The sequence below is a fragment of the Neobacillus sp. WH10 genome (assembly GCF_030123405.1).
Classification (GTDB): domain Bacteria; phylum Bacillota; class Bacilli; order Bacillales; family Cytobacillaceae; genus Neobacillus.
The window spans coordinates 5,427,787-5,451,150 of record NZ_CP126110.1; the positions used below are offsets into that span (position 1 = coordinate 5,427,787).

General features: G+C 42.8%; 22 protein-coding genes and 1 pseudogene. 10 read left to right on the plus strand and 13 right to left on the minus strand.

What is annotated here, in order from left to right; all coding sequences use genetic code 11:
* Positions 1–40: 40 nt before the first annotated feature.
* The 11 genes and pseudogenes from moaD to fdhD form a co-directional block, all read right to left on the minus strand.
* A complete protein-coding gene (gene moaD, locus QNH20_RS26220) occupies positions 41–274 on the minus strand; it encodes a molybdopterin converting factor subunit 1 (RefSeq protein WP_283920838.1) in 234 nt (77 codons plus the stop codon).
* Entirely contained in the window at positions 267–734 is a 468-nt protein-coding gene (locus QNH20_RS26225; RefSeq protein WP_283920839.1) for a molybdenum cofactor biosynthesis protein MoaE, read from the minus strand. The genes moaD and QNH20_RS26225 overlap by 8 nt, the downstream gene beginning before the upstream one ends.
* A complete protein-coding gene (locus QNH20_RS26230; protein ID WP_283920840.1) occupies positions 734–2,668 on the minus strand; it encodes a molybdopterin biosynthesis protein in 1,935 nt (644 codons plus the stop codon). Before QNH20_RS26230 ends, QNH20_RS26225 begins: the two co-directional genes overlap by 1 nt.
* A 12-nt stretch (positions 2,669–2,680) precedes the next feature.
* Positions 2,681–3,913, minus strand: a complete 1,233-nt coding sequence (locus QNH20_RS26235; protein ID WP_283920841.1) for a molybdopterin molybdotransferase MoeA — start codon at positions 3,911–3,913, stop codon at positions 2,681–2,683.
* 232 nt (positions 3,914–4,145) lie between these two features.
* The gene (gene mobA, locus QNH20_RS26240; RefSeq protein WP_283920842.1) at positions 4,146–4,763 is read right to left on the minus strand and encodes a molybdenum cofactor guanylyltransferase; all 618 of its coding nucleotides are present in this window, start codon (positions 4,761–4,763) and stop codon (positions 4,146–4,148) included.
* A 216-nt stretch (positions 4,764–4,979) separates the two neighbouring features.
* Positions 4,980–5,780 carry a formate dehydrogenase accessory protein FdhE gene (locus tag QNH20_RS26245; RefSeq protein WP_283920843.1) on the minus strand — a complete coding sequence of 267 codons (801 nt, stop codon included), beginning with the start codon at positions 5,778–5,780 and terminating at the stop codon, positions 4,980–4,982.
* A gap of 252 nt (positions 5,781–6,032) precedes the next feature.
* Positions 6,033–6,737, minus strand: a complete 705-nt coding sequence (locus QNH20_RS26250) for a formate dehydrogenase subunit gamma (protein WP_283920844.1) — start codon at positions 6,735–6,737, stop codon at positions 6,033–6,035.
* Complete coding sequence (locus tag QNH20_RS26255; RefSeq protein WP_283920845.1) at positions 6,730–7,557, minus strand: 4Fe-4S dicluster domain-containing protein; 828 nt, start codon at positions 7,555–7,557, stop codon at positions 6,730–6,732. Before QNH20_RS26255 ends, QNH20_RS26250 begins: the two co-directional genes overlap by 8 nt.
* A pseudogene (gene fdnG, locus QNH20_RS26260) lies at positions 7,554–9,959 on the minus strand (formate dehydrogenase-N subunit alpha); the annotation flags it as partial. The gene QNH20_RS26255 and the pseudogene fdnG, both read right to left, overlap by 4 nt.
* Before the next feature lie 12 nt (positions 9,960–9,971).
* Complete coding sequence (locus QNH20_RS27175) at positions 9,972–10,544, minus strand: twin-arginine translocation signal domain-containing protein (protein ID WP_481858013.1); 573 nt, start codon at positions 10,542–10,544, stop codon at positions 9,972–9,974.
* 79 nt (positions 10,545–10,623) lie between these two features.
* Positions 10,624–11,385: a formate dehydrogenase accessory sulfurtransferase FdhD gene (gene fdhD / locus QNH20_RS26265; protein ID WP_283920846.1), complete on the minus strand. Its 762-nt coding sequence runs from the start codon at positions 11,383–11,385 to the stop codon at positions 10,624–10,626.
* Positions 11,386–11,866: 481 nt separating this feature from the next.
* On the opposite strand from fdhD, the gene pdxK reads away from it, so the two are divergent.
* The 10 genes from pdxK (at position 11,867) to QNH20_RS26315 (ending at position 21,050) form a co-directional block, all read left to right on the plus strand.
* The gene (gene pdxK / locus QNH20_RS26270) at positions 11,867–12,706 is read left to right on the plus strand and encodes a pyridoxine/pyridoxal/pyridoxamine kinase (protein ID WP_283920847.1); all 840 of its coding nucleotides are present in this window, start codon (positions 11,867–11,869) and stop codon (positions 12,704–12,706) included.
* A gap of 186 nt (positions 12,707–12,892) precedes the next feature.
* Positions 12,893–13,240 carry a YojF family protein gene (locus QNH20_RS26275; RefSeq protein WP_283920848.1) on the plus strand — a complete coding sequence of 116 codons (348 nt, stop codon included), beginning with the start codon at positions 12,893–12,895 and terminating at the stop codon, positions 13,238–13,240.
* A gap of 19 nt (positions 13,241–13,259) precedes the next feature.
* The gene (gene bshB2 / locus QNH20_RS26280; protein ID WP_283920849.1) at positions 13,260–13,931 is read left to right on the plus strand and encodes a bacillithiol biosynthesis deacetylase BshB2; all 672 of its coding nucleotides are present in this window, start codon (positions 13,260–13,262) and stop codon (positions 13,929–13,931) included.
* Positions 13,932–14,340: 409 nt separating this feature from the next.
* Complete coding sequence (locus QNH20_RS26285; protein ID WP_283920850.1) at positions 14,341–14,793, plus strand: cytochrome C; 453 nt, start codon at positions 14,341–14,343, stop codon at positions 14,791–14,793.
* 18 nt (positions 14,794–14,811) lie between these two features.
* Positions 14,812–16,674 (plus strand): Sec-dependent nitrous-oxide reductase, encoded by a 1,863-nt coding sequence (nosZ, locus tag QNH20_RS26290; protein WP_283920851.1) that lies wholly within the window; start codon positions 14,812–14,814, stop codon positions 16,672–16,674.
* Positions 16,675–16,801: 127 nt separating this feature from the next.
* Positions 16,802–17,374, plus strand: a complete 573-nt coding sequence (locus tag QNH20_RS26295; RefSeq protein ID WP_283920852.1) for a hypothetical protein — start codon at positions 16,802–16,804, stop codon at positions 17,372–17,374.
* A gap of 1 nt (position 17,375) precedes the next feature.
* Positions 17,376–18,716 (plus strand): nitrous oxide reductase family maturation protein NosD, encoded by a 1,341-nt coding sequence (gene nosD / locus QNH20_RS26300; RefSeq protein ID WP_283920853.1) that lies wholly within the window; start codon positions 17,376–17,378, stop codon positions 18,714–18,716.
* Positions 18,680–19,477 carry an ABC transporter permease gene (locus QNH20_RS26305; protein ID WP_283920854.1) on the plus strand — a complete coding sequence of 266 codons (798 nt, stop codon included), beginning with the start codon at positions 18,680–18,682 and terminating at the stop codon, positions 19,475–19,477. The genes nosD and QNH20_RS26305 overlap by 37 nt, the downstream gene beginning before the upstream one ends.
* A complete protein-coding gene (locus QNH20_RS26310; RefSeq protein WP_283920855.1) occupies positions 19,474–20,151 on the plus strand; it encodes an ABC transporter ATP-binding protein in 678 nt (225 codons plus the stop codon). Before QNH20_RS26305 ends, QNH20_RS26310 begins: the two co-directional genes overlap by 4 nt.
* On the plus strand, positions 20,148–21,050 hold the full coding sequence (locus QNH20_RS26315) for a FixH family protein (protein WP_283920856.1): 903 nt from the start codon (positions 20,148–20,150) through the stop codon (positions 21,048–21,050). The genes QNH20_RS26310 and QNH20_RS26315 overlap by 4 nt, the downstream gene beginning before the upstream one ends.
* Before the next feature lie 331 nt (positions 21,051–21,381).
* Here the strand turns inward: QNH20_RS26315 and QNH20_RS26320 are convergent, their stop codons facing one another.
* Both QNH20_RS26320 and QNH20_RS26325 read right to left on the minus strand, forming a co-directional pair.
* Positions 21,382–22,464 (minus strand): PQQ-dependent sugar dehydrogenase, encoded by a 1,083-nt coding sequence (locus QNH20_RS26320; RefSeq protein WP_283920857.1) that lies wholly within the window; start codon positions 22,462–22,464, stop codon positions 21,382–21,384.
* Positions 22,465–22,479: 15 nt separating this feature from the next.
* The gene (locus QNH20_RS26325; protein WP_283920858.1) at positions 22,480–23,334 is read right to left on the minus strand and encodes a Cof-type HAD-IIB family hydrolase; all 855 of its coding nucleotides are present in this window, start codon (positions 23,332–23,334) and stop codon (positions 22,480–22,482) included.
* Positions 23,335–23,364: the final 30 nt, after the last annotated feature.

Here is a 23,364-nt window from a genome sequence, read left to right on the forward strand (position 1 = left end):
CGTAAACTTTGATCCATGAATTTCTCTAATTCACGCAGCATCAACCGCCGCTCACCGGCGGAATAAAGGCAATCACATCACCGTCATGGATGACTTCATCATTTGAAGCAAACTCCTCATTGATCGCGGTCATCACGGTTTCCATTTTAGGGAGGTCATACTTCGCCGATAACTCAGTCTTCAGTTCGGCAACGGTTTTTTCACTGGCATCTACCAGCAAAAATTCTTCACCAACCACATCACGCAAGTGGGCAAAAAACAAGACTTTATTCATCTAAATCACCTGCCTCAGGTTTGCCGCTTGGATAGGCAACCGTTTCAAGCTGGTTCCCCATCCACGATTCGCCGTCTTCCCAATGCTCTTTCTTCCAGATTGGAACGATTTCCTTAATCCGTTCAATCGCATAACGGTTGGCTTCGTAGGCATCAGCGCGGTGCGGCGTCGAAACCGCAATCACGACGGCGACATCGGTAATATCTAAGCGCCCGACTCTGTGAGTAATCGCAACTCGTGAGCCCTCCCAACGCTGTTCAATTTCAAGGCCAATCTGCTCGAGCTTTTTCACAGCCATTGCTTCATAGGCTTCATAAATTAAAAACAATGTTTTCTTGCCATGTGTTAACTCCCGGACAGTGCCAATGAAGGTGGTGATGGCACCTGCCTCACGCTGGACCACTTTATCAATCACTGTTTGAATATCAATCGGTTCCTTTGAAATTTCGTACATCCTCATTATTTCACCTCTTCGGTTAAACTCTTCAACACTGCATTTTCAACAACTTGATAGCCGCCAATTTTTTCAACCTGCTTCCGGAACGCATCCGATTGAATAATCTTCAAAAGCTTTTTCCCGCTTTCACTTTCATAAAAGCTGCGTGTCATCACCAAGTCAAATTCTTCATCGGCGACAGGAACAAAGGCTAAGCCCATTGCTTTTGCCGCAGGATAAATGCCAAGTCCGACACCACAGGAATCACCTTTCACTTCCGCTGCCACCGCTAAATGGGAAAACATTTCCCGGTCATAGCCGGTGATCTCTTCTGATGAAAGGCCGGCCTCTTTCAGCAGCAAATCAAACAAGATTCGAGTACCTGCTCCTTTTTGGCGGTTGACAAAGTTAGCGTTCTTCCGGACTAAATCTGCGACGGATTCTATTTCTAAGGGATTGCCTTTTGGCAGGATCCAGCCTTGCTTCCTTTTTAAAAATGGATAAAGAACAATGTCTTGACCAGCTAAAATTTTCCGAACATATGAAACATTATATTGCTTTGTACTTGGGTCAAGCAAATGAATGCCCGCTACATGGGCCTCGCCTTTCCGAATCGCCATTATGCCGGCCATGCTGCCGACATGTGAAGAAACAATTTTCATCTCTGTCCGAGCTCGTTTCAGTTCTGAAGATAAAAGGTCAATTGTCAAATCATGGCTTCCGCAAAATACAATTGCATTTTTAATCTCCTCAAGTGGGCGCAGCAGCTCAACTTCTGCCAAATCCCCTTGTTCATAGCCAATCACATTTGGCGGTACGATTAAAAGGCCGTCTGCTCTGACATAGGACATCGTGACCCCTGCCGCTCTTGTCAGAGGGTTGGCGATAAATTGGCCATCTACATAGCCGATATTCATTCGAACAAAATCCTCAGCACCCATTGAGGAGACTATACGGCGCCCAAGCTTGACCGGTACCGTCTGCCTTTTTGGGACAGGAATCCCTAAATATTTACATACTAACGGTTGAACAAACCATCCCAGTGCTAAATAAGCGGACACAGGATAGCCTGGAACACCGACGACAATTTTTCCGTTTATTTTTCCTAGAACAGTTGGTTTCCCAGGCCGTGCGGCGACTCCATGGGTAAAGACCTCGCCGATTTCACCGATGATGTGGACCGTGAAGTCCTTCCTGCCTGCCGATGATCCGGCATTTATTACAATAATATCAGAGGTTTCGGCTGCCTCTAGCAGCACTTTTTTAATTTTCTCCGGCTCGTCCTTTACGATGGAATGGAGCTTTGGCTCGCCTCCCCACTCCATGATAAAACCAGAAAACACCGTTCCGTTAAATTCAATTATTTTTCCTGAAGCTAATTCAGAATCTGCTTCGACGAGTTCATTACCTGTCGGAATAATCGTCACCACTGGTTTTTTTACAACAGGAATAACGAGCTGTTGTGCGGCGAGCAACACACCTAAATCCGCTGGTCGTAATATATGGCCTTGAGGAAAAAGCATTTCCTCTTGGACGATATCTTCGCCAATTGGGCGGATATGCTGCCACGGGGTTGCAGGTTCAATAATTTCAATTGTATCTTCATCAACAACATGAACATGTTCAATCATAATAACGGCGTTAAATGGGGAAGGAATGGCATTCCCTGTATCGACAAAGCTAAACTCCAAGCCTTTTTTAAGGTGAAGCGGGTTTTGCTCATGTGCCTGATACGTGTTTTCCGCTACAACGGCAATTCCATCCATCGCTGAGGCATGATAATGCGGCATCGAGACTCTTGCAAAAATAGGTTCAGCGGTGACACGGCCTAATGCTTCAATTACTGAAATATATTCAATTTCAGGTGTAAGCGCGAAAGCTGCCAGTATTTCATCTCTTGCTTCCGTTCGGGGTTTATCTTCTAAATAAATTTTTCTTTTATATTGTTTCTGTTCCATACTTAAGACCCCTTACCTTGATGGAATCACAGGTACATATTCGCCCTGTGAAACTCCTTCTTTTTCTGAACTAATCTCGACAATGCCATCGCTTTTTACAAGTGTGGTAATTAAGCCCGATTTTCCGATAATCGGCTCTGCCCACCATTCGCTCTCTTTTTCAAAAAGCCGAACACGGATATAATCTGCCCGACCCATTGAGGATGGAATATTTTTTGTGATCTTTGCAAAAATCCGCTCCGGTTTGCTCTCGATTTTTTCCCCTTTTAGCTTTCGTAAAATACGCTCTCCGAACAGCTTGAAGATGATCATGGCGCTTGCCGGGTGTCCCGGCAGGCCTATGACTGGCTTTCCATTTGCCAATGCCAGTATGGTTGGCTTACCAGGCTTAATAGAGATGCCGTGAACAAAAACCCCTGGATCCCCTAAGGCCTGAATGACATCCGTTGTATAGTCCTTTGCTCCGACCGAACTGCCGCCAGAAAGGATTAAACAATCGACCTTGTCATAAAGCTCCCGCGCCGTTTGTTGAAATTCTTCATAATCATCTCGGACAATCCCGCCGTATAGAACATCAGCATTCCATTCGCTAGTAAGTCCGGCAATCGTTAAATAGTTGATGTCGCGAATTTGCCCTTCTAGGAGTGTTTCGGTTTGATACGGGACGATTTCATCCCCAGAGGAAAGGTAACCGACCTTTAATTTGCGGAAAACGGGTACCTCTGTAATCCCTAATGAGGCAAGCGCCCCTAATTCCTGCGGTCTTAGTTTCGTTCCCTTACTAAGAAGAACTTCCCCTTCTTTAATATCTTCTCCCGCCCGAATCACATTTTCTCCAGGTGCTACTTGCTTGTACGTATTAAGCAGCCCATCTAGATCCTCACAGTGTTCAATCATAATCACGCTGTCACTGCCCTTTGGCATCATGCCTCCTGTCGGTACATAAACGGCTGTGCCATGGCTAACTTCAGCAGCAGGGACTTCGCCCATCTTTACTTCTCCAGCTATTGTTAAGAAGCCAGGCATGGATTCAGAGGAACCATACGTATCCTTCGCACGAACGGCATACCCGTCGACAGTTGAGCGATCAAAACTTGGCACATTTTCCTTCGCCACTACCGGCTCTGCTAAAATATGGTTTAGTGCATCGGCAAGTTCCCTAACCACTATTTGTTCAATCGCCGGTATCTTTTCCTCAATTAAGGTAAATGTCTCTTCAACTGTCTTCACTTTGAAAAATTGCATGGTTCCCTTGTTCCCCCTTATATTGTGAAACTTCAATAAGTGAGTGGTTTTTCACCAATTATTGTTAGTCCCGTTCTACTGTCCCTAATTATCAAGGCTATCGTTTTGATAATTAGAGACAGTACGAGCCCGATTGGTTTCAACTAAGCCGATAAAAAGTGCATTGGCAAGTTTCACTATATCTCACTAATCGGGCTTTTACGAGCAGTCATCCCACACCGAAACTTCCTTGTTACAACCCGCTATTGCGGGAAAAATCTGCCTCGGCCCATTTTTTCGCATCTTCGTATTCATTTGGGTGATTCATATTGAAAAAGACCCGTTCTAGATCAAGAGTGCTGTAAGTTTGCAGCTCTGTTTCTGTTACGTATAGTACGTTTAAATGGTCAAGTAAATGTTTCATTCGAAGCTCCCCAGCTTCAATGCAATTTGCAGCCTCTTCTGCTGCCCTCTTTTGAAAAACTGCAAATAGCGGATGTTGTTTTCCGTTGATTACAGGAATGACGGCATCATAATGGCCGCAATTGTTGACAAGCACCTCGGCAAGTTCCGTTGAAACAAATGGCATATCACAGGCGACAATAAAGTTCACATCGTAGTCGGACGCAAGCAAGCCTGCATGCACCCCGGCAAGCGGCCCCATCCCCGGATAATCATCAGGGACCATCTTTATACCTAAAAATTTATATTGTTCAGAATCATTCGTTACCAGAATTATATCATCAAAGAGCAGTTTTAGCTTATCTGCAATTCTTTCAATGTTTGATTTCTCATTTATTTTTAGCAGTGCTTTATTTGTACCCATCCTGCTCGATTTTCCGCCTGCTAAAATAATCGCTGCAGCTTTCATGGAAAAAACACCTTCTTTAATTTGTCTCTTTTTTCTTGTCCAGCTTCAGCGCCTAGGGGCTCGGGGTCATAAGCCAATCCGTCAAGAAGGCTAAAGAGCAGCCTTCTCGACGGCTCGTCTTATGCCTGTCGCCCCTGGTCAAGGCGCTTCCGCTTTTCTATTTGTCTAGCTTCAGCGCCTAGAGGCTCGGGGTCATAAGCCCCTGTTCAAGGCGCTTCAGCTTTTCGTACCAACTGAGTTATAACCGTTTTCCTGGGCAACAAAATCGAGGTGGATTGAGTTTAAATCCAGTAATGCAGCCGAAGGTTTTGTAATATATTGTCTTGTATCAATAATTTTAATATAGCCCTTGCATTCCTCGCAAACTTGAATTTGCGAGATGGCATCGCCTTCAATCGTTAAAAACTGGACGGTTTTATGATCTTCATTGCCGCAATGAGAGCATTCCAAGCGCTTAGCATTCCAGTGGGCAAGACAGCGCGGACAATGAATAACTTTTTTTCCTTCTCCTTCAAGGGATGCCAATCTAACTGGTTCGCCGCAAACAGGACAGCCCGCTCCAGGCACCGCATGGTTGATATCGTGCTGAACCTTTTCAGCTGTCAATTGTAAGTAAGGGCGAAGGGCAGTTTCAGCTAGGAATTGCGGAATCCATTCTTCAAGACCATGTTCTTCTGCAAAACTAGCAAAATAAAGATGGTTAAACGAAAAGGCCTCGTCAATCCAGCGAATCGCTGTTTCTTCATTCAGGTAGGTGCTAATACTTGAAAGCTTCGGTCCGAGTTCAGGATTGAATTTTACAAGAGTGGCATTTATTTCCTCTATCCACTGTAAGAATAGTGAAATTTCAAAGTTAATAGCCGTTAGAGCGGCGGCAGGCACCCCTGCAGTCATTGCAGCCTTATCGAGATTTGGTTTGATGGTTTCAAGATCTAACTGCAGCTTCCACTGTTCCTGAAGCTTAACGATTTCCTTTTGCAAGTCTTGGTATTCTTTTGAAACAACGGATTTAATCATCGTTGTCACACCTCTTTCTAATATTAAAGACCCAATTTGTTGTTTTTGAAAGTCTAGGTTCTGTCTTCAAGAACGCCTTATGAGGACTGCTTTTAGCTTTTTTCTTCTAGTTTCTGTTTCTATAAAAGCTTCTTGGGACAAGTTTTTCTCATTGCTACCCATTTCGTCCTCATGAGTCGCTTATAAGAAATGGCTGTCAATTTGTTCGACAGCCATTCCTTTTTTGAGTATAAAATTGAAAACGAATGGTTTTTATGCGCCTTTTTTATGTTTTGGATCATCCAAGTCAGGGAAGTTGCCTTTTTTGACTTCTTCATCATACCAGTCCGGATAGTGGCCTTTTGCCCACCATGCAGGTACCTCTCCTGTAATAACTCCGGAATAGCCTGGTCTTGAGTGTTTGTGAACGACACTGAGGTAAATGTGTCCAACAATTACAGCAATCGCAAGACCGAAGCCGACGTTGTGAAGGAAGTAGCCCCACTGAACGAGAGCTCTTGGGAAAAATTCAGGGAACCACATTAGGAAGCCTGAACCGATAATTAAGATTGCCGTGAAGATTTGAATAATCGAGTTTATTTTTTCCCCGGCATTAAAGAATGTTTGTCTAATATGCTTAAATTTAAAGCCGAACAGTTCTTTGACAAATTCAGTAAAGAACTGGATATCGCGTTTCTTCCAAGTAACAAGCTCTTTCATCCATAGCTTAAAGCCTTTGAAGTCAAAAATGACCCAAATGAATGTTGGCGTACAGAATATGACGGCAAAAATGCGGTGGAGTAAACGGGCATTCGCCGGCCCCCCGAGAATCGGATACAGCCAATCAAAGAACTCTGTGTACATTGGCAATGCCGTAATGTACAGGGCAAAGAAGGAAATTGCGTTAACGGCATGTGCCCAGACAAACGCCTTGGAAAAACGCCTTACTTTTACATCAGATTTTGGCTGATTACTCATGGCTGTCACCTCCATCTTGCGTCTCGTCATTGAATTTTTTACTAAAAAACTTATTGGCCACAAATGCACCGACAACCGCCATTGTTGTTGCTCCAATCATTGCTTTCCCAATTGGCTGTGCATAGTCCTTCCACAATACAGCAGAGGTTGGAACTTTAGGGTTTTCAGGCAGACCGTATACAGATGGCCGCTCAGCTAATACATAAACTGATTGCGTACCGCCAACGCCTTGTGGATTATAGACCATGGCATTTGGATAGCGATCCTTAATTTCCTTGAGGCGCTGCTCTGCCTTTTTAATCATCGCATCTCTATCGCCAAAGTCCATTGTCCCGGTGTGACAGGTCGTTATGCAGGCAGGTTGTAATCCTTCCTCGATCCGATCCGTACACATCGTGCACTTATGAGCTTTTCGATATTCCTTACCGTTTTTATCTTTATATTCCTTCAAAGAAACTACGTCAAATGGACAGTTTTCCGTGCAATAGCCGCAGCCAACGCATTTATCCTGATCAATGACAACTGTTCCATACTTCGTATAGCTGATGGCACTTTCCGGACAAACCTTTTCACAAGCGGCATCGGTACAATGGAAGCAGGAGGAATGGCGGAATAGGTATTCTAAATCACCTTTTCCATTCTCGTGCTCAATATACTGAAGGACATTCCATGTATCCGCGGTTGTTTTCACATGTGATTGGACACTGCCAAGGAATTCCGTCGGCTCTGCCGGCAGGTCATTCCAGTTTTTACAGGCAACCATACAAGCACGGCAGCCGTCACACTTTGTTACATCGACATATTTTACTAACTTACTCATACGTCAGCCCTCCTAACGCTGCAGAGGAATGCTTTATATTCAGGAATCATTGTATTGGCATCCCCGATATGCGGAGTCAGGCGGTTTGCTGTATCTCCAGTGGCAAATCCTTTATAGCCAAAATGCCATGGCATTCCGATCTGATGCACTTTTTTACCTCTCACTGTAAAAGGCTTATAGCGCTTGGTTACCATTGCATAGGCCTGGATTTCGCCACGCGCTGAGCTGACAATGATCTTGTCTTTATTCTTGATGCCTTTTTCTTTGGCAAGTTCTTCACTTAGTTCCACAAACATATGACCGGCAAGCTCTGAGAGCCACTCTTGGTTTCGTGTCATCGTGCCTGATTGCCAGTGCTCACTTACCCGGTAGGTCGTTCCGATAATTGGGTAGTCCGCCTTGAAGCCGCGTTTATTGAACTCTTCTTCAAAAATCACCGTTGCCGGGTTCATTTCCTGTCCTGAGAACGCATTTGGAATTGGACTTTCATATGGCTCATAGTGTTCTGGGAACGGACCGTCATTCATGGTTGGGGCAAATAAAAGTGCCACACCATCTTTATTCATCATAAAGGCACCTGTACCGCCTGGTTCTGTTGGTGCGGTAACAGCTTTAAAGTCCGGAACGTCGTTTCCGACCCATTTCTTCTGAGCATCATCCCACCAAATAACAGCCTTTTCCTTGCTCCATGGCTGACCGCTTGGATCTGCTGAAGCACGGTTGTAGAGAATTCGGCGGTTCATTGGCCACGCATAGGACCAATTCAAATAGTGTTCGCCGCCTGTATCCTTGTTGTCGCGGTTCTTCGATTTGTTCTTTCCTTCTTCAGGATAGAATCCGGAATAAATCCAGTTACCACATGAAGTTGTACCGTCATCTAAAAGGGCGCCAAATCCGGAAAGCAATTTACCTGTTTTCAGATCATATCCATTGATTTCTTTGGCAACAATGTCAATATCCGGCACTTCACCTGTTCCATAGTTCCAATCAAGGGCTAAGAACGGTTTGTCGGCTGATTTTGGACTGTTCGCATAAACCGATTTTAGTTTTAATGCAAGTTCATGGATGATATCAAGGTCAGGTTTTGCCTCACCTCTTGAATCAATCGCCTTCCAGCGGTATTGCATCCAGCGTGAGCTGTTGGATACACTGCCTTCTTTTTCAAAAGAAGAACTTGCTGGTAACAGGAATACTTCTGTATTAATTTTGGATGGGTCGCTGCCAGCTTCTTTTTGCCAGAATGCCGATGTTTCGGTTTCCCAAAGATCAATCGCTACCATCCACTTCAAGTTGCCAAGTGCCTCCTTTTCTTTACCCGCATTTGGACCACCGACAACCGGGTTTGTTCCAAATAGGAAAGCCCCGTCGAGTTCGCCCTTGTACATTGCTTTAAAGAGGTTCATATGGGAATAGTTTTTATTTCCCTTTGGCAAATATTGATAGCCGAATTCATTTTCTGCTGTTGCATTCGCGCCGTACCATGCTTTCAGCAAGCTGACATAGAATTTCGGTCTGTTACTCCAGTAGCCTGTTTTTGGTGTTTCTTTTTCCAAATAGCCTTTTAGGGTAGCATGCTCTGGAACTGTCGCTTTTGGGACACCAAGATATCCTGTTAGGTTATCGAATAATAAACCAAAGTCAGTTGACCCTTGAACGTTGGATTCTCCGCGCAGCGCATTGATTCCTCCGCCTGGTATACCGATGTTTCCTAATAAAAGCTGCAGGATGGCATAGCTCCGAACGTTTTGTGAGCCAACCGTATGCTGAGTTGTACCCATTGCATACAGGATCGTTCCTGATTTTCCAACCTTACCTGTTTCACAGAAGGTCTTGCAAACCTTTAGATAATCTTCCTGTGGTGTACCTGTTACAGTCGAAACTGTTTTTACATCATAACGGGAGAAGTGTTTTTTCATTAATTGGAACACAGAACGCGGATGCTGCAATGTTTCATCGACTACAGGCTTACCGTCTTCTGTTGTTTCAATTTCCCATTTCGTTTTATCGTACGCTCTTTTCGCTTCATCGTAGCCTGAGAAAAGACCATCATTAAAGTCAAAGCCTTCTTTAACGATAAAGGAAGCATTTGTATATTTAGCCACATACTCTTTGTGGATGAGATTGTTTTCAATCGCATAATTTATCATCCCGCCGATAAACGGAATATCCGTACCTGAGCGGAGTGCAGCGTAAACGTCAGCCTGTGCCGATGTTCTAGTAAAGCGCGGGTCAACAGAAATAATTGTACCGCCGTTTTCCTTTGCTTTTGTTAACCATCTAAAGCTGATTGGATGGTTTTCCGCAGGGTTTGCACCAATGATAAACGCACAATCAGTATGCTGCAGATCATTCCAATGGTTAGTCATTGCTCCACGACCAAATGTAGGTGCCAGACCGGCAACCGTAGAACTATGTCATATTCGTGCTTGGTGCTCTAAGTATGTAATACCAAGCCCTCTCATTAATTTTGAAAGCAAATAAGTTTCTTCATTATCAAGTGCCGCACCGCCAAGGCAGGCAATCTTTTCGGTTTTATTAACAGTAATTCCGTTTTCTACTTCAACAAATGATTTGTCACGGGTTTCTTTAGTCCGCTTGGCAATGGTGTCAAGCATCCAGTGCCAGTCTTTTTCCTCCCACTTATTGCTTCCAGGAGCACGATAAAGCGGTTTTGTTAAGCGTTTCTCAGATGTATATAACTGTCTTATTGTTGTTCCTTTACTGCATAGCTTTCCTTCGTTAATTGGGTTATCCGGATCCCCTTCCGTATAAACCACAGTATTGTTTTTGGTGTGAACGAGGATTCCGCATCCTACACCACAGTAGCAGCAAATGGTTGGTGTTACTGTTGCCTTAGCAATTTTGAATTCTTTTGTTTGTGCATAAGCTTTCTTTTCGTTAAAGCCAAGTTCCACAACAGCAAGTGTTGCTGCAGTTGCGCCTGATAGCTTTAAAAATTGCCGGCGATTTAGGTTCATTTCAACCATTACCATTCTCCTTCCCTAAAAATATTGATTAGAACATCCCTTTTTCTCTCTAGGTATGTAAAGCTTTTGATTCCCCCTTTCAATGCACCTCTATAGCTAACTCGATATTAAGATCGTTTTCGACTCTGCCGGTTGAGGTATAAATTGTCGCCATTTTCCCTCGTAAATAGCCAATTACCTCGATATTTAAGTATTTTGCCAGCTGCACTGCCTGCTTAGTGGCAGCCGTGCGTGAGCCGATTACAGGAAAGCCAAATTTTGCAGCTTTTGAGAGCATTTCATATGAAACCCTGCCGGTTGTAAGTAACATTAACCTTTCGGGTTGTAAACGGTTTCTAATTGCGTGACCAATAATTTTGTCCACAGCATTATGGCGGCCAATATCTTCTCGGATTGTAATTGAGCCGTCTTCCTCTACAATACAAGCTCCATGCATTCCGCCTGTTTCCAGGTAAAAGCGGGAGTTCTGGGCGAATTCACTTCTCTTCTTTAATAGATAACTTAATTTGAAGGTTTTGCTCGATGCCACTTTGGCAAAATTTTTCACATCTGTCATCGAGAAGAAGGTTACGCCCCTGCCGCAACCGGCTGTGTAGTGCTTCTTTTTTGAAAAAACTTGCTCTTCGTCAAAATGGGAGCGGAGTGAAACATGGATGCTGCCCATTTCTTCGTTGATAAGGATAGACTCGATGTCATTTGCGTCCTGAATAAATCCTTCAGAAAACAAATATCCATATGTCCAGTCCTCTAGGTCGAATTTTGTCAGTTGAAAAACGGCCATTTCATAACCGTTTATAATCAAGGAAATTGGATATTCATCAGGACAACCCTTGTGGTTCATTATTTTGCCTCCACTCTAGGAAATATTTCCTTATTTTATCATTGTAGAAATAGGATCAATTACACTCAGCGACATTTGTCACATTGTCGAAACTTGGAATCTTCATATAGGGGATTTTTGGTGTTCCGTTTGCAGCATTAAAACTATTTTCCATTGATTAATAGTGGGATTTTGGACAACGACACCTTGTTTGTGTCAAATTTCCAACAATTTTATGAATATGCAAGTTAACCAAGGTTACAATGTTATTTAGTTCCGGTCAGTAAGCGGTTCCATTTTAAAATGGGGGGCTTTTTGAAAATATCGTACTATCCGACACCTTTTTTGAAAGTAATATTTATCACGCTAAATGCTTGGAAATAGTACAAATGGAGGATTTGTCATTTTTCTGTCAACTATTAGTCTTTCATGCGCTAAATTATGTTAATTTTTTTAAAATGTTTTATAATAATAACTAGGTTTCTAGAAGGGGGAAGACATAATGACAATCAAAAAAGTAATGACAATTGCCGGCTCTGATACAAGCGGGGGAGCAGGGATTCAAGCAGATTTGAAAACATTCCAGGAACTTGGCGTCTATGGAATGACAGCCTTGACCACAATTGTAACAATGGATCCAAAGGATTGGCACCATAGCGTTTTTCCAATTGCCTTGGATACACTTAAAACACAAATAGACACCGTTCTCTCCGTTGGTATCGACGCGATGAAAACAGGCATGCTGGGAACAGTTGAAATCATTGAATTAGCTGCAAAAGTGATCGATGAAAATAAACTGGAGCAAGTCGTTATTGACCCGGTTATGGTTTGCAAAGGGGAAGATGAGGCCTTACACCCGGAAACAACGGATGCGATGCGTGAGCTTCTTTTACCACGTGCCTTAGTGGTTACGCCTAACCTTTTTGAAGCGGGACAGCTTGCAGGAACGAAAACACCTCATACAGTTGAGGAAATGAAGGAAGCAGCTGTAAAAATCCACGAGCAGGGAGCAAAATTCGTGTTGATTAAAGGCGGCAGCAAGCTCCATACGGAAGAAAAAGCTGTTGACCTCTTATATGATGGAAAAGAATTCACATTATATGAGTCTGAAAAGTTTGACACTACCTATACACACGGGGCAGGCTGTACCTACTCATCCGCGATTACGGCTGAACTCGCCAAAGGCAAATCTGTTTATGAAGCGGTCGATGTAGCAAAGGACTTTATTACCGCTGCGATCCAGGAGGGCTTCCGCTTAAATGAATTTGTTGGGCCAACTTGGCACGGTGCTTACCGCAGTGCCGAAAGTGTAACGGAGTATTGCGTAGATTGTAATGAATAACTACTAGCAGAAGAGCCAATCCACTGATCTGGCTCTTTTTTTTTCATGGTGTCAGGCACCTTTTCAACATACATTATTATCAAGCATTCATTTCGCATTTTTTAACTAATTTTAGTATGATAGATACATTATAAAATAAGAATAGTTTATAGATTCTTCTACTGGACTTGAAAGGAGCTGTTAGGATTGCAGTTAATTGATATGAAATGTGTCCAGGAAACCATCAATGGCTTTGCTAATAAAGATGTTTACATTCACCTCGAAACAACCAATGGTGCCTATGCATCACACCACAATCAAGATTTCTTTTCGGCAGGGGCATATATCCGCAACGCCCTTGTTCGATATGAATTAGGAAAGATTACCGGAAATGGGCCTTATCGCGTTGGTCTTAAAATAAATCTTGGCTGGATTTATGCTGAGGGGATTACCCATTTTGAAATAAACGAAGATAACCAGCTTTTATTGGCCGGTCATGACCATAGTGGGAAGCTGGCGGTTGCCTTGGAAATCAGTACAACTCCATTTGAATAACCGGAAAGGAGAATAAATAATGGAAAAAGAACGCCATGTCTTAGTTATTTTCCCTCATCCTGATGACGAAGCTTTTGGTGTATCAGGAACAATTGCGACACATGTGGAAAACGGAACCCCTGTCACATATGCATGTTTAACCTTAGGGGAAATGGGACGCAATATGGGAAATCCTCCATTTACCAATCGGGAAAACCTTCCTAAAATTAGAAAGGAAGAATTAAAGGAAGCTGCACGGGTTTTAGGCATCCAAGACCTTCGTATGCTTGGTTTCCGAGACAAAACGATTGAATTTGAGGATGAAGATCAATTGTCGAACACTTTGTTAGCAATAATTGAGGAGGTAAATCCTTCACTTATTATTACTTTTTATCCCGGCTATTCGGTTCACCCTGACCATGACTCCACAGGTACGGCGGTCGTAAGGGCTGTGGAAAAGCTTCCTGCAGCGGCAAGACCAACCTTACACTGTGTCGCCTTCTCTAAAAATTGTGTAGAGGAGCTTGGCGAAGCCGATATTATTAACAACATTACTCCTGTTGGTAAAACAAAGCTTGCTGCCATCAAAGCACACCGTTCGCAAACGGAGCAAATGTTTATCGACATGGAAGAGAAATTGAAAAATCAAGACCCGCAAATAATGGTATGGATTAATAATGAGCGGTTTTGGACATATAAGTTTGAACAATAAAGCCCTCTAGTTAGAGAGCTCAGACTGTCGACAAATTCGAAGAATTTCGGGTTTATCGACAGTCTTTTTCGTATGGCTGAATTAAACTAGTCTGTTGATTTCCGTTCCAGGCGCTTCGCTTTCCACTCCAATCAAGAGGATTCTCTATCCCCACCACCTATCTATTATTGTCCAGCTGCTGCACTGGGCTCGATTCATACCATCTATTTATTAACATCTTTTCCCCATGTTTAAGTGCCGAGATTAATAAAAAGTTCAAATTTTCAAAAACCTATATTTTACTGGTCTCTCCCAGCCCATTCACAAAACGTTCAAAAATGGATAAAAAAGTGTGCTGCACATTACTATTTTAACGTTTACGAGAGTTTAGGATGAAATTGTTCTTAAGAAATAAAAGGGGGGGAAACCATTGCAAAAAACAATTATTAGCTTTGTTATAAGTGCGTTACTTGGCTTTGGCATTGGTTATCTGGTGTTTGATGTCATTATGGGTGATTCCGGTAATGAACCACAAGTGGCGCAAACGGAAACAAAAGATACCAACCAAGCCAAGGAAGAAAGTAAGGATTCTAAAGATACGGCTGCAACAACGGCTTCTGTCAACGAAGACAACATCCTAAATAAGCGCGGGTGCCTTGGCTGCCACAGCGTTGAAGCCCTTAACTTAAAAGGCGGCGCCGTAGGTCCAGACCTTTCCCAAGCGTTTGTTAACGTTGAAGGTAAGCATGGAAAATCGATCGACGAATTTCTGAAAGCGCCTACATCAGCGGTAATGTCAGGCGTTATTGAAAAAAATCCATTAACAGATGATGAGCGTAAGCAAGTTTTAGACCTGCTTAAGCAAGCATCTGAAGCGAAGTAGAAAGGATGGTGTAGTTGAATGAAAAAGTGGATTCCGATTGCATCCGGACTGCTTGCCGGTTTTGTTGCCGCAACGATATCCTTTGCTGATTTTTCCGCAAAGACGAACACGGAGGCTGCTTCTGGTACTAAGAGCGATGCAGAAAAGGTTTATGTTCCATTCGGTCAAAAAGATAATTACTATTTATTCGCATCAGGCGGTCACTCTGGACAAATGTTTATTTATGGTGTTCCTTCGATGCGTCATATAAGAACTGTTCCGGTATTCTCGCCAGATTCTGCAACCGGGTATGGCTTTGATGAGCATTCCAAGAAAATGATGGGTGGCTATACATGGGGAGACCTTCACCATCCGGCCTTCTCTGAAACGAAAGGTGACTATGACGGTAAATTCATGTTTGCTACTGATGTCGGTAACAGCCGGGCAGCCGCAATGGATTTAAAAACGTTTACCGTTAAAGACATTATTAAAGTTCCTAACACAAGCGGCCCGCACTGTGCGGCGTTCGTAACAGAAAATACCGAGTACATGTTTCTGCCAACTCGCTTTGCTGTTCCGCTTGAGCAGAAATATGAATCTCTTGACGATTACAGCACAAAATACCGCGGTGTTATGTCTGCTGTCACATTTGATCAAAACAAAGAAAAGCTAAATATTGCTTACCAAGTGGCTCTTCCACCATGGTCCTATGACCTTTCAGATGCCGGTAAAAAAGCTTCTGCTAATTGGGCAGTTATGACGACTTACAACACAGAAGAAGCAACTACAAACCTTGAAATTAACGCATCACAGGCTGACCGTGACTATATTGTTCTTTTTAACTGGAAAGAGCTTGAGAAAATGGTCAAAGAAGGCAAGTACGAGGATGTTGGCGGCCAGAAAATGATTTTTCCTGAAAAACAAAAGGGGGGCATTTATTTAGTTCCGGTTGCGAAATCACCGCATGGTGTGGACGTAACACCAGATGGCAAATACTTCATCGCTTCCGGTAAGCTTGCCCCTGCGATGACGGTCTTCTCGTTTGAAAAGGCATTTAAAGCAGTAGAAAAACAAGATTTTGCCGGCGATCGCAACGGTATTCCAATTCTAAAATATGAATCTGTTATGGAAAGAGAAGTAAACCCTGAAAATGCCCTTGGACCGCTTCATACCCAATTTGATGACAAAGGCATGGCCTATACAACGATGTTCATTTCTTCAGAAATTGTTAAGTGGGATCCGAAAACTGGTAAGACATTAGACCGCGTGCCTGTCCAATATTCTCCAGGACACTCTGTCGCAGCAGAGGGCGACACGGTTGCACCTGATGGAAAATGGCTCGTTGCCTTGAACAAGATTGCTAAAGACAGCTACTTATCTGTCGGACCTTCACATCCTGAATCGATGCAGTTAATCGACATCAACGGCAAGATGAAGGTGATCCAATCTGCACCCGTTAACCCTGAACCGCACTATGCGCAAATGATTAAGGCAGATAAACTCAACCCGATTGAAGTCTATCCGAAGGACGAAAAAAATAAGGAAGCCATCTACAAAAAAGAGGACGCGCGTATTGTCCGTAACGGCAACAAAGTCGATGTATACGGAATTGCGATGCGTTCAAAGTTTATCTTTGATGCGAAGTCTAAGCGCCCTGACGTGATTGAAGTAAATGAAGGAGATGAGGTCACGATTCATTTGACGAATATCGACTTCGATGAAGATATCACACACGGATTTGCCATCAACAGCTATAACTTAAACATGGAAGTACAGCCTGGACAGACAAACACTTTGAAATTTGTTGCCAATAAAGCTGGGACCTATCCGCTTTATTGTACAAACTTCTGCTCTGCTCTTCACCAGGAAATGACCGGTTACTTCCTTGTAAAACCAAAGTAATAAGCAGAAAAGAGGAAGCTGCTTGACTAGGCGCTGGAGCTAAACAACTAAAGTTGGCGGTGGGTATCAATGACAGATTGATACCCATCTCCATTTACCTAATATCACTATAAGAGGAGTGGTTACCTTGATTGACAATAGGCATAAGAAATTATCAATCGTTTCATCATTCATTTTAGTCGTTTCCGCCATATTAATTGCCGTTTCACTATTTTTCCCATGGTGGAAAATGGTCTTCTTTGCCCCACAGTATCCGGAGGGATTAAATATAATTGTTTACCCAAATAGGCTTGAAGGTCAAATTGATATTGTCAACGGTCTTAACCACTATATCGGCATGGCAAACTTCAGTGAAGAAAACTTCCCTGAATTGTCCTATTTACCCTATTTAGTCGGTGGATTAGCTGTTCTCACTCTATTAACAGCATTGCTGCGAAAAAAATCTGTCCTCTACGGATTAATCAGCCTGTTTGTCATCGGGGGCACGCTTGGCGTCCTAGACCTTCATTTCGCTCTAAAAAAATTCGGCACTAATTTAAGTCCAGATGCACCAATCAAATTAGATCCATTTGTACCGCCGATTTTAGGACATAATACGATAGCAAATTTTCAAACCACCAGCCTGCTTGGTTTAGGTACGTATTTGATAATCGCTGCGTTTATTTTATTACTCATTCCGCTATGGAAGGATCGAAAGTAAAATGAAAAAATTAATGCTCCTATCTTTGGTTTTTTCCCTTTTTATCGTGATTAAACCTGAAAAAATTATGGCAGCCGAAAACTTGCAAGCAATTATCGACTCCATGAAAGAGGGAGCGGTAGTAAAGCTTGAAAATAAAACGTACGAGGGCAATATCGTCATTAACAAACCGCTGACGATCATAGGCTCGGATAAGACCTTGATTAAAGGTGACGGAACCGGGAATGTCATTTCCATTAAGGCTCCGAATGTAAAGCTAAGTCATCTGACGGTAACCCATAGCAGCATGAACCGGAACTCAGCTGAGGAATATGCCGCCATCAAGATTTATACGAACAACAATGTGGTCGAGTACATCAGCATCCGCCATTCCTTTCACGGTATTTATTTAAGCCAGGCACACCATAATAAAATTCGTTATAACGACATAAAAGGCATTGGCAAAGGCGAAATTGCCGCTCAAGGAAACGGACTCCACGTTTATTACGCAAATGATAACTTACTAGAACACAATACGATTGAAAACACTCGTGACGGGATGTTCTTCGAATATGCCAACAACAACCACAGCTATGAAAATAAGATCAGCAACACTCGATATGGCTTGCATTACATGTATTCTGATGAAAATATTTTTAAACGAAATATCTTTACAATGAATACAGGCGGCGCTGCCATCATGAATTCGAATCATCTGAATCTCGAAGATAATCAATTTATCGTTAACTATGGGAATCAATCGTTTGGCTTATTGCTCCTGCAGGCCAATGATAATTATATAGCCAATAATACGTTTTACATGAATCAGAGGGGGTTATACATCGACCAGGCAACCAGAAACACGATCAAGGACAACCGCATTATCCAAAACCAAATTGGCATTGAGCTATGGGCCAGCTCGAATAACCAAACCTTTACCTTAAACCGCATTTCGGAAAACACGATTCCGGCCGTTACCCTTGGTGGACAAGGGGACAGCAATTCCTGGAGCCAGAATGGCAAAGGCAATGACTGGGGCTCCTCGTTCCCGCTTACCGATTTAAATCAAGACGGTATTGGGGATTTCCCAGTAATCTATCATTCATCCCTCCATCAGCTGATCGAGGACCAAGAATTAACGAATCTATTTTTAAAAAGCCCGGCCATCAACATCTATGAAAAAATAAATGCCACATTGAATAATGATGAAGTGATGTTTAAAGACTCACACCCATTGGCAGCAACTAAAGGCAGCCATAAGGCTATTCTGATAGTGGCTCTCGGGCTGGCTGCGGGGTTGATTTTACTAAAAGGGAGACATCAATTATGCATTATATTTGGAAGGAATGGAAAGAAAACATAAGAGGAAAAGGACTATGGCTGGCATTAAGCATCATTGTTCTGATTTCAATCAGCATATTGTTTCGTTCCACAGTCCTTTCATTTGATAAAGGCTTTTATGTTCTCTTAATCAATTTATTCGATACGATTATTTATTTTATACCGATTCTTTGTTTGTTTATTGGCGCATTCTCAATTTTTCAGGAAAAAGAGCAAAAAACACTAATTATGCTTTTAACGAAAAAAGACAATTATGCCAGCTTTTTAGTTCGAAAAAGCCTTGGAATGTATGTAGTGGTTCTCGTCCCGATGATTATTTGGTTTTTCCTGTATTTATTACTAATAAAATTTAATTTCCAGCTTGATATCGAAAGCTATTTGATCTTTGTGGCAGCAATTGTTTGCTTGAGCCTTGTCTTCTTGCAAATGGGGGCAGCAATCGGCAGCTTTAGCCGCTCGAGAATGCAAATTATCGGCTATACGATTTTTTTCTGGTTTTACTTTTTCTTTTTACACGATTTTATTTTGCTGTCATTCTTATCAGAGGTCACCCATGAAAACGTCAAACTATTTTCGTCGGCCTACTTTTTAAACCCGCTTCAGGCAGTGAGGATGTTCTTAGAAACCGGGATGGGCGTGTATTCTTTTGGCCATATGTCAAGGCTAATGGAGAAATTTATGTGGACGAAGCCTGTGTTCTTTTTACTGGGAAATCTGCTAATCTGGCTTGCTGTTTCGTTTGGGACAGCAATAGTCTTTAACCGTAAGGAGGGGTATGAATGATTAAGGTAACCGATTTAAGCCAATCCTTCGGAAAAAAAACGGTGTTGGATACGGTCACTCTAGAGATTAACAAAAATGAAATTTGTGCACTTGTTGGTCGAAACGGTGCCGGGAAATCCACGTTTATCAATAGTTTGCTTGGATTATTGCCCGTTAAGCAAGGATCGATTGCGATTAACGGAATTGACGTCACGAAGAAAAATGATGAGTGGAAAAAAGCGATTGCCTACCTGCCGGAAAAATTTATGCTCTATCCGATGCTGACCGGGCTTGAGAATATGACCTTCTTTGCAGAGGCAGTGTCGAAAACGCCTGATGTGGTGCAGATTGAACAGGTGCTCCGATCGGTCAGCCTGTGGGACGACCGTGATGTCCAGGTAAAGAAGTATTCAAAAGGGATGCTCCAACGCCTTGGCCTCGCGATTACCCTTTATCAGGATTCAAGCATTCTGATTTTGGATGAACCTACTAGCGGAATTGACCCGATGGGAAGAAAGGAAATTTTAGAAGTATTAAAATCCCTTCATGATAAAACTATCCTTCTTTCGTCGCACCATCTAGATGAAATCCGCCAGGTTTGTACACATGTAGTCTATTTAAATGAGGGAAAAATGGAGAAATTCACGGTTGGGGAATTTCTAGCGACACATCATTTAGGAGGAAGTGAATCATGAAGAAACGAATATTGTTCTCGTTGTTGCTACTGATAGCGATGCTGACGGGCTGCAGTTCCGGCCCTGATTATACGATTAAGGTTACAAAGGAGCTTTACTACCAAAAGGATACGGCTGCGCCGTTTGAAATCAAAGTAACAGAAAACAAAAAGGCGGTTAAAGGACTAGAGGTTACCGCTGAATTTTCCATGGCTAATATGGACCATGGCACAACGGATGTGAAATTAAGTGAGGAGAAAGACGGTACGTACTCCGGCAAAGTCGCGCTGCCAATGAGCGGCAAGTATGAGGTTGCCTTTACTTTAGAAAAGGACGGGAAAAAGACAGAAAAGGTCATCAACATCAATGTTGTGAAGCCTAAAGGAGTCGCAAAAATTAATGGAGCTTTGATCACTAATGAGGATGTAGCTTTTTATAGGTTTATAAACCATCTTCAGCTGGCCATTAATCGCGAAACAGCTCAGAGAAAATACACTGGTAAGCAATTAGAAGAGGAGTTAGCATATTTAGAGTCACAGGAAAAAATCATCGATGATAAAAATCAACTATTAACGCAAATCATCCGCCTTCGCTCTATGGCGATGCTGGCAGAGGAAAAGGGTCATACCGCAGCTGCTGCGGAAGTGGACGAAGCCATAAGTAAGGTGCGCGATCAATATAATGGGTACGAATCTGCTAAAAAATTGATTCGTGACTACGGCGAAGACAAGTTCTGGGCAACAGAAAAGCAGCAATACAAATTAATTGTCCTGTCGCAGAAGGTACAAAATGACCTGATCGAAAAAGTCAAAAAGGAAAACCCAAATTTCGGCGAGCAAGAAATTTACTACCAAGCCCAAAAACAATATGAAGACCTTCTCGTTTCCCAAGTGAACTCTTTAAAGATTGAAATTCTTTAAGGGGGTTTCTGCGTTATACAGGAAAAAGTCCTTCATAAAGCCGATGAAGGCCAAATCTCAGAAGGAAAGAGAAAGAAAAGCCCTTCATAAAGTCGATGAAGACCAAATCTCCGTAGGAAAGAGGAAGAAAAGTCCTTCATAAAGCCGATGAAGACCAAATCTCAGAAGGAAAGAGAAAGAAAAGTCCTTCATAAAGTCGATGAAGACCAAATCTCCGTAGGAAAGAGAAAGAAAAGTCCTTCATTGATCTGATGAAGGACTTTCGCATAGAAATGGCTTCAAATCATCTCAATAAGGAGCCTTTTCCTGCTTTACTGCAAAAACAACAAACTTATTTTAATTCAATTAACCGAACACGATACAGTTTGTCGTCCTTTTCATCAGGGTTCCCTCTGCCATCGGTATTGTTGCTGACAAAATATAAAAAGTCGCTGTCAATGAACACATCTCTGATTCGCCCTAAACCGCTGATAACAGGCTTTGTCTGCTTCTGTTCCAAATCAAACTCAAGGACGGCGTTTCCTCTTAATGTCGCCACAAATAGCTTGCCGTCAGCCGCATCCATCCCGGAAGGAGCCCATGTTTCAACAGCACCTGATTGGAATAAAGGTATCTCCATCCCCGCTTTCTTCTCTACACCCTGAATAACCGGCCAGCCAAAATTTCCCCCAGCTTGAATCTGATTGATTTCATCATGGGCCGATTGCCCGTGCTCACTTGCATACAATGTCCTCCCAATCCACGCTAACCCCTGGGGATTCCGATGGCCATAGCTGAAGACATAGGAATTCGAAAACGGATTATCCGACGGAATCGTTCCGTCCAAATTCATTCTTAAAATTTTTCCATTTAGTGAGCTCAGCTTTTGAGCGACTTTTGGCGTGGTCGCATCACCCGTTGTGATATAAAGCTTCCCATCCGGGCCAATCTTTAGTCTGCCGCCATGATGATAGGCAGCACTCGGGATTCGATCAAGAAGAATCTGCTCCTCTGTCCACCCAGCGGCACCGTTAAACCTTAATACGACAACACGATTAAATTTCCCCCCGCTGTCATCTGCATAAGTATAATAGGCATATGCCTTTTGATTTACTGTAAACTTGGGGTCAAGTACAAAGCCAAGCAGCCCGGCCTCAGCCGCCTTTGCGAGCGGCTTTTCTAACTGAACTGGCTGACGTTCCATAATTTTACCATTTTCAATCTTGACGATGCTTCCAGTTCGTTCACTAAGATAAAAGGATTCTCCTATTTTATCAATTGACCATGGTACGGATAATCTTTCTGCGATTACTTCTACATTCGGTTGAAGATGAACAGCATCATCCGCTTGGATTCCATCATCTTCTTTTTCAAAAAAAGAACAGCCTGAAAGCAACATGATCACCATCAGTAAAACGGAACCACCCCGATACATAAACCCCTTCCTTCCCTATAACACTTCTAAAATAGCCTTCGCCACACCATGTTCGTTATTTGTGTCTGTAATAACATCACATAATGCCTTTATTTCATAGTTTGCATTACCCATCGCAACTGATCTCCCGGCACGTTCAAACATCGACACATCGTTGTAATTATCACCAATGGCCATCGTCTCAGAAATATCGATCCCTCTTGATTTAGCAAAAGACTCAAGCGCAATCCCCTTTTGTGCCTGATTAGCAGTAATTTCCAAATTTTCATGACCTGATGTGGAAATAGCGAGCCCTTCAAAGTCCATGAGTGTGTTACTAGCGGCCGCAAGTTTATCCGAATTAAATGAAAATGTAAATAACTTATAGATTTGAATGTTTTCGTCTGCAAAAAGAATTTCATAATCCTCGATTATTTGGACCAAACCCTCACGCAATCTTGCCCCGGCAGCGTAGGCTACCTCGTCTCGGTCTGCCTCGGGATTGGCACTGATGATAATATCGACAAGCGTCGAAATCGCTTTATCTGGATCGACTGTAAAGGCACCCTTATTCGTATAGACCTCAAAATAAATATCAAGTTCTCTTAGCTTTTCTGCCACCTCTCGCGCCTTGTGTTTCGTAATCGGGGTGGCTGAAAGAATGTCTCCTTCTTTCGAACGAACCTCTGCACCATTTACACAAATAATCGGGCACTTTAGGCCCGCCTCTCTTAAGACGTAGATTGCCTCCTGATACGACCTGCCCGTAGCAACGACAAATTCTACTCCTTGTGCTTGTGCCTTTAATATCGCTTCCTTATTTTCCACGCTGATTTGTTGAACTGAATTTAATAATGTTCCATCCATGTCTGATGCAATAATTTTAACCATGCTGTTCCACCTTCCGCTTTTCTCATTAAT

Bases quoted from the DNA above. Each gene is read 5' to 3' on its own strand.
- moaD (WP_283920838.1), bottom strand. From the start codon at position 274: ATGAATAAAGTCTTGTTTTTTGCCCACTTGCGTGATGTGGTTGGTGAA.
- QNH20_RS26225 (WP_283920839.1), bottom strand. From the start codon at position 734: ATGAGGATGTACGAAATTTCAAAGGAACCGATTGATATTCAAACAGTG.
- QNH20_RS26230 (WP_283920840.1), bottom strand. From the start codon at position 2,668: ATGGAACAGAAACAATATAAAAGAAAAATTTATTTAGAAGATAAACCC.
- QNH20_RS26235 (WP_283920841.1), bottom strand. From the start codon at position 3,913: ATGCAATTTTTCAAAGTGAAGACAGTTGAAGAGACATTTACCTTAATT.
- mobA (WP_283920842.1), bottom strand. From the start codon at position 4,763: ATGAAAGCTGCAGCGATTATTTTAGCAGGCGGAAAATCGAGCAGGATG.
- QNH20_RS26245 (WP_283920843.1), bottom strand. From the start codon at position 5,780: ATGATTAAATCCGTTGTTTCAAAAGAATACCAAGACTTGCAAAAGGAA.
- QNH20_RS26250 (WP_283920844.1), bottom strand. From the start codon at position 6,737: ATGAGTAATCAGCCAAAATCTGATGTAAAAGTAAGGCGTTTTTCCAAG.
- QNH20_RS26255 (WP_283920845.1), bottom strand. From the start codon at position 7,557: ATGAGTAAGTTAGTAAAATATGTCGATGTAACAAAGTGTGACGGCTGC.
- QNH20_RS27175 (WP_481858013.1), bottom strand. From the start codon at position 10,544: ATGGTTGAAATGAACCTAAATCGCCGGCAATTTTTAAAGCTATCAGGC.
- fdhD (WP_283920846.1), bottom strand. From the start codon at position 11,385: ATGAACCACAAGGGTTGTCCTGATGAATATCCAATTTCCTTGATTATA.
- pdxK (WP_283920847.1), top strand. From the start codon at position 11,867: ATGACAATCAAAAAAGTAATGACAATTGCCGGCTCTGATACAAGCGGG.
- bshB2 (WP_283920849.1), top strand. From the start codon at position 13,260: ATGGAAAAAGAACGCCATGTCTTAGTTATTTTCCCTCATCCTGATGAC.
- nosZ (WP_283920851.1), top strand. From the start codon at position 14,812: ATGAAAAAGTGGATTCCGATTGCATCCGGACTGCTTGCCGGTTTTGTT.
- nosD (WP_283920853.1), top strand. From the start codon at position 17,376: ATGAAAAAATTAATGCTCCTATCTTTGGTTTTTTCCCTTTTTATCGTG.
- QNH20_RS26305 (WP_283920854.1), top strand. From the start codon at position 18,680: ATGCATTATATTTGGAAGGAATGGAAAGAAAACATAAGAGGAAAAGGA.
- QNH20_RS26310 (WP_283920855.1), top strand. From the start codon at position 19,474: ATGATTAAGGTAACCGATTTAAGCCAATCCTTCGGAAAAAAAACGGTG.
- QNH20_RS26315 (WP_283920856.1), top strand. From the start codon at position 20,148: ATGAAGAAACGAATATTGTTCTCGTTGTTGCTACTGATAGCGATGCTG.
- QNH20_RS26320 (WP_283920857.1), bottom strand. From the start codon at position 22,464: ATGTATCGGGGTGGTTCCGTTTTACTGATGGTGATCATGTTGCTTTCA.
- QNH20_RS26325 (WP_283920858.1), bottom strand. From the start codon at position 23,334: ATGGTTAAAATTATTGCATCAGACATGGATGGAACATTATTAAATTCA.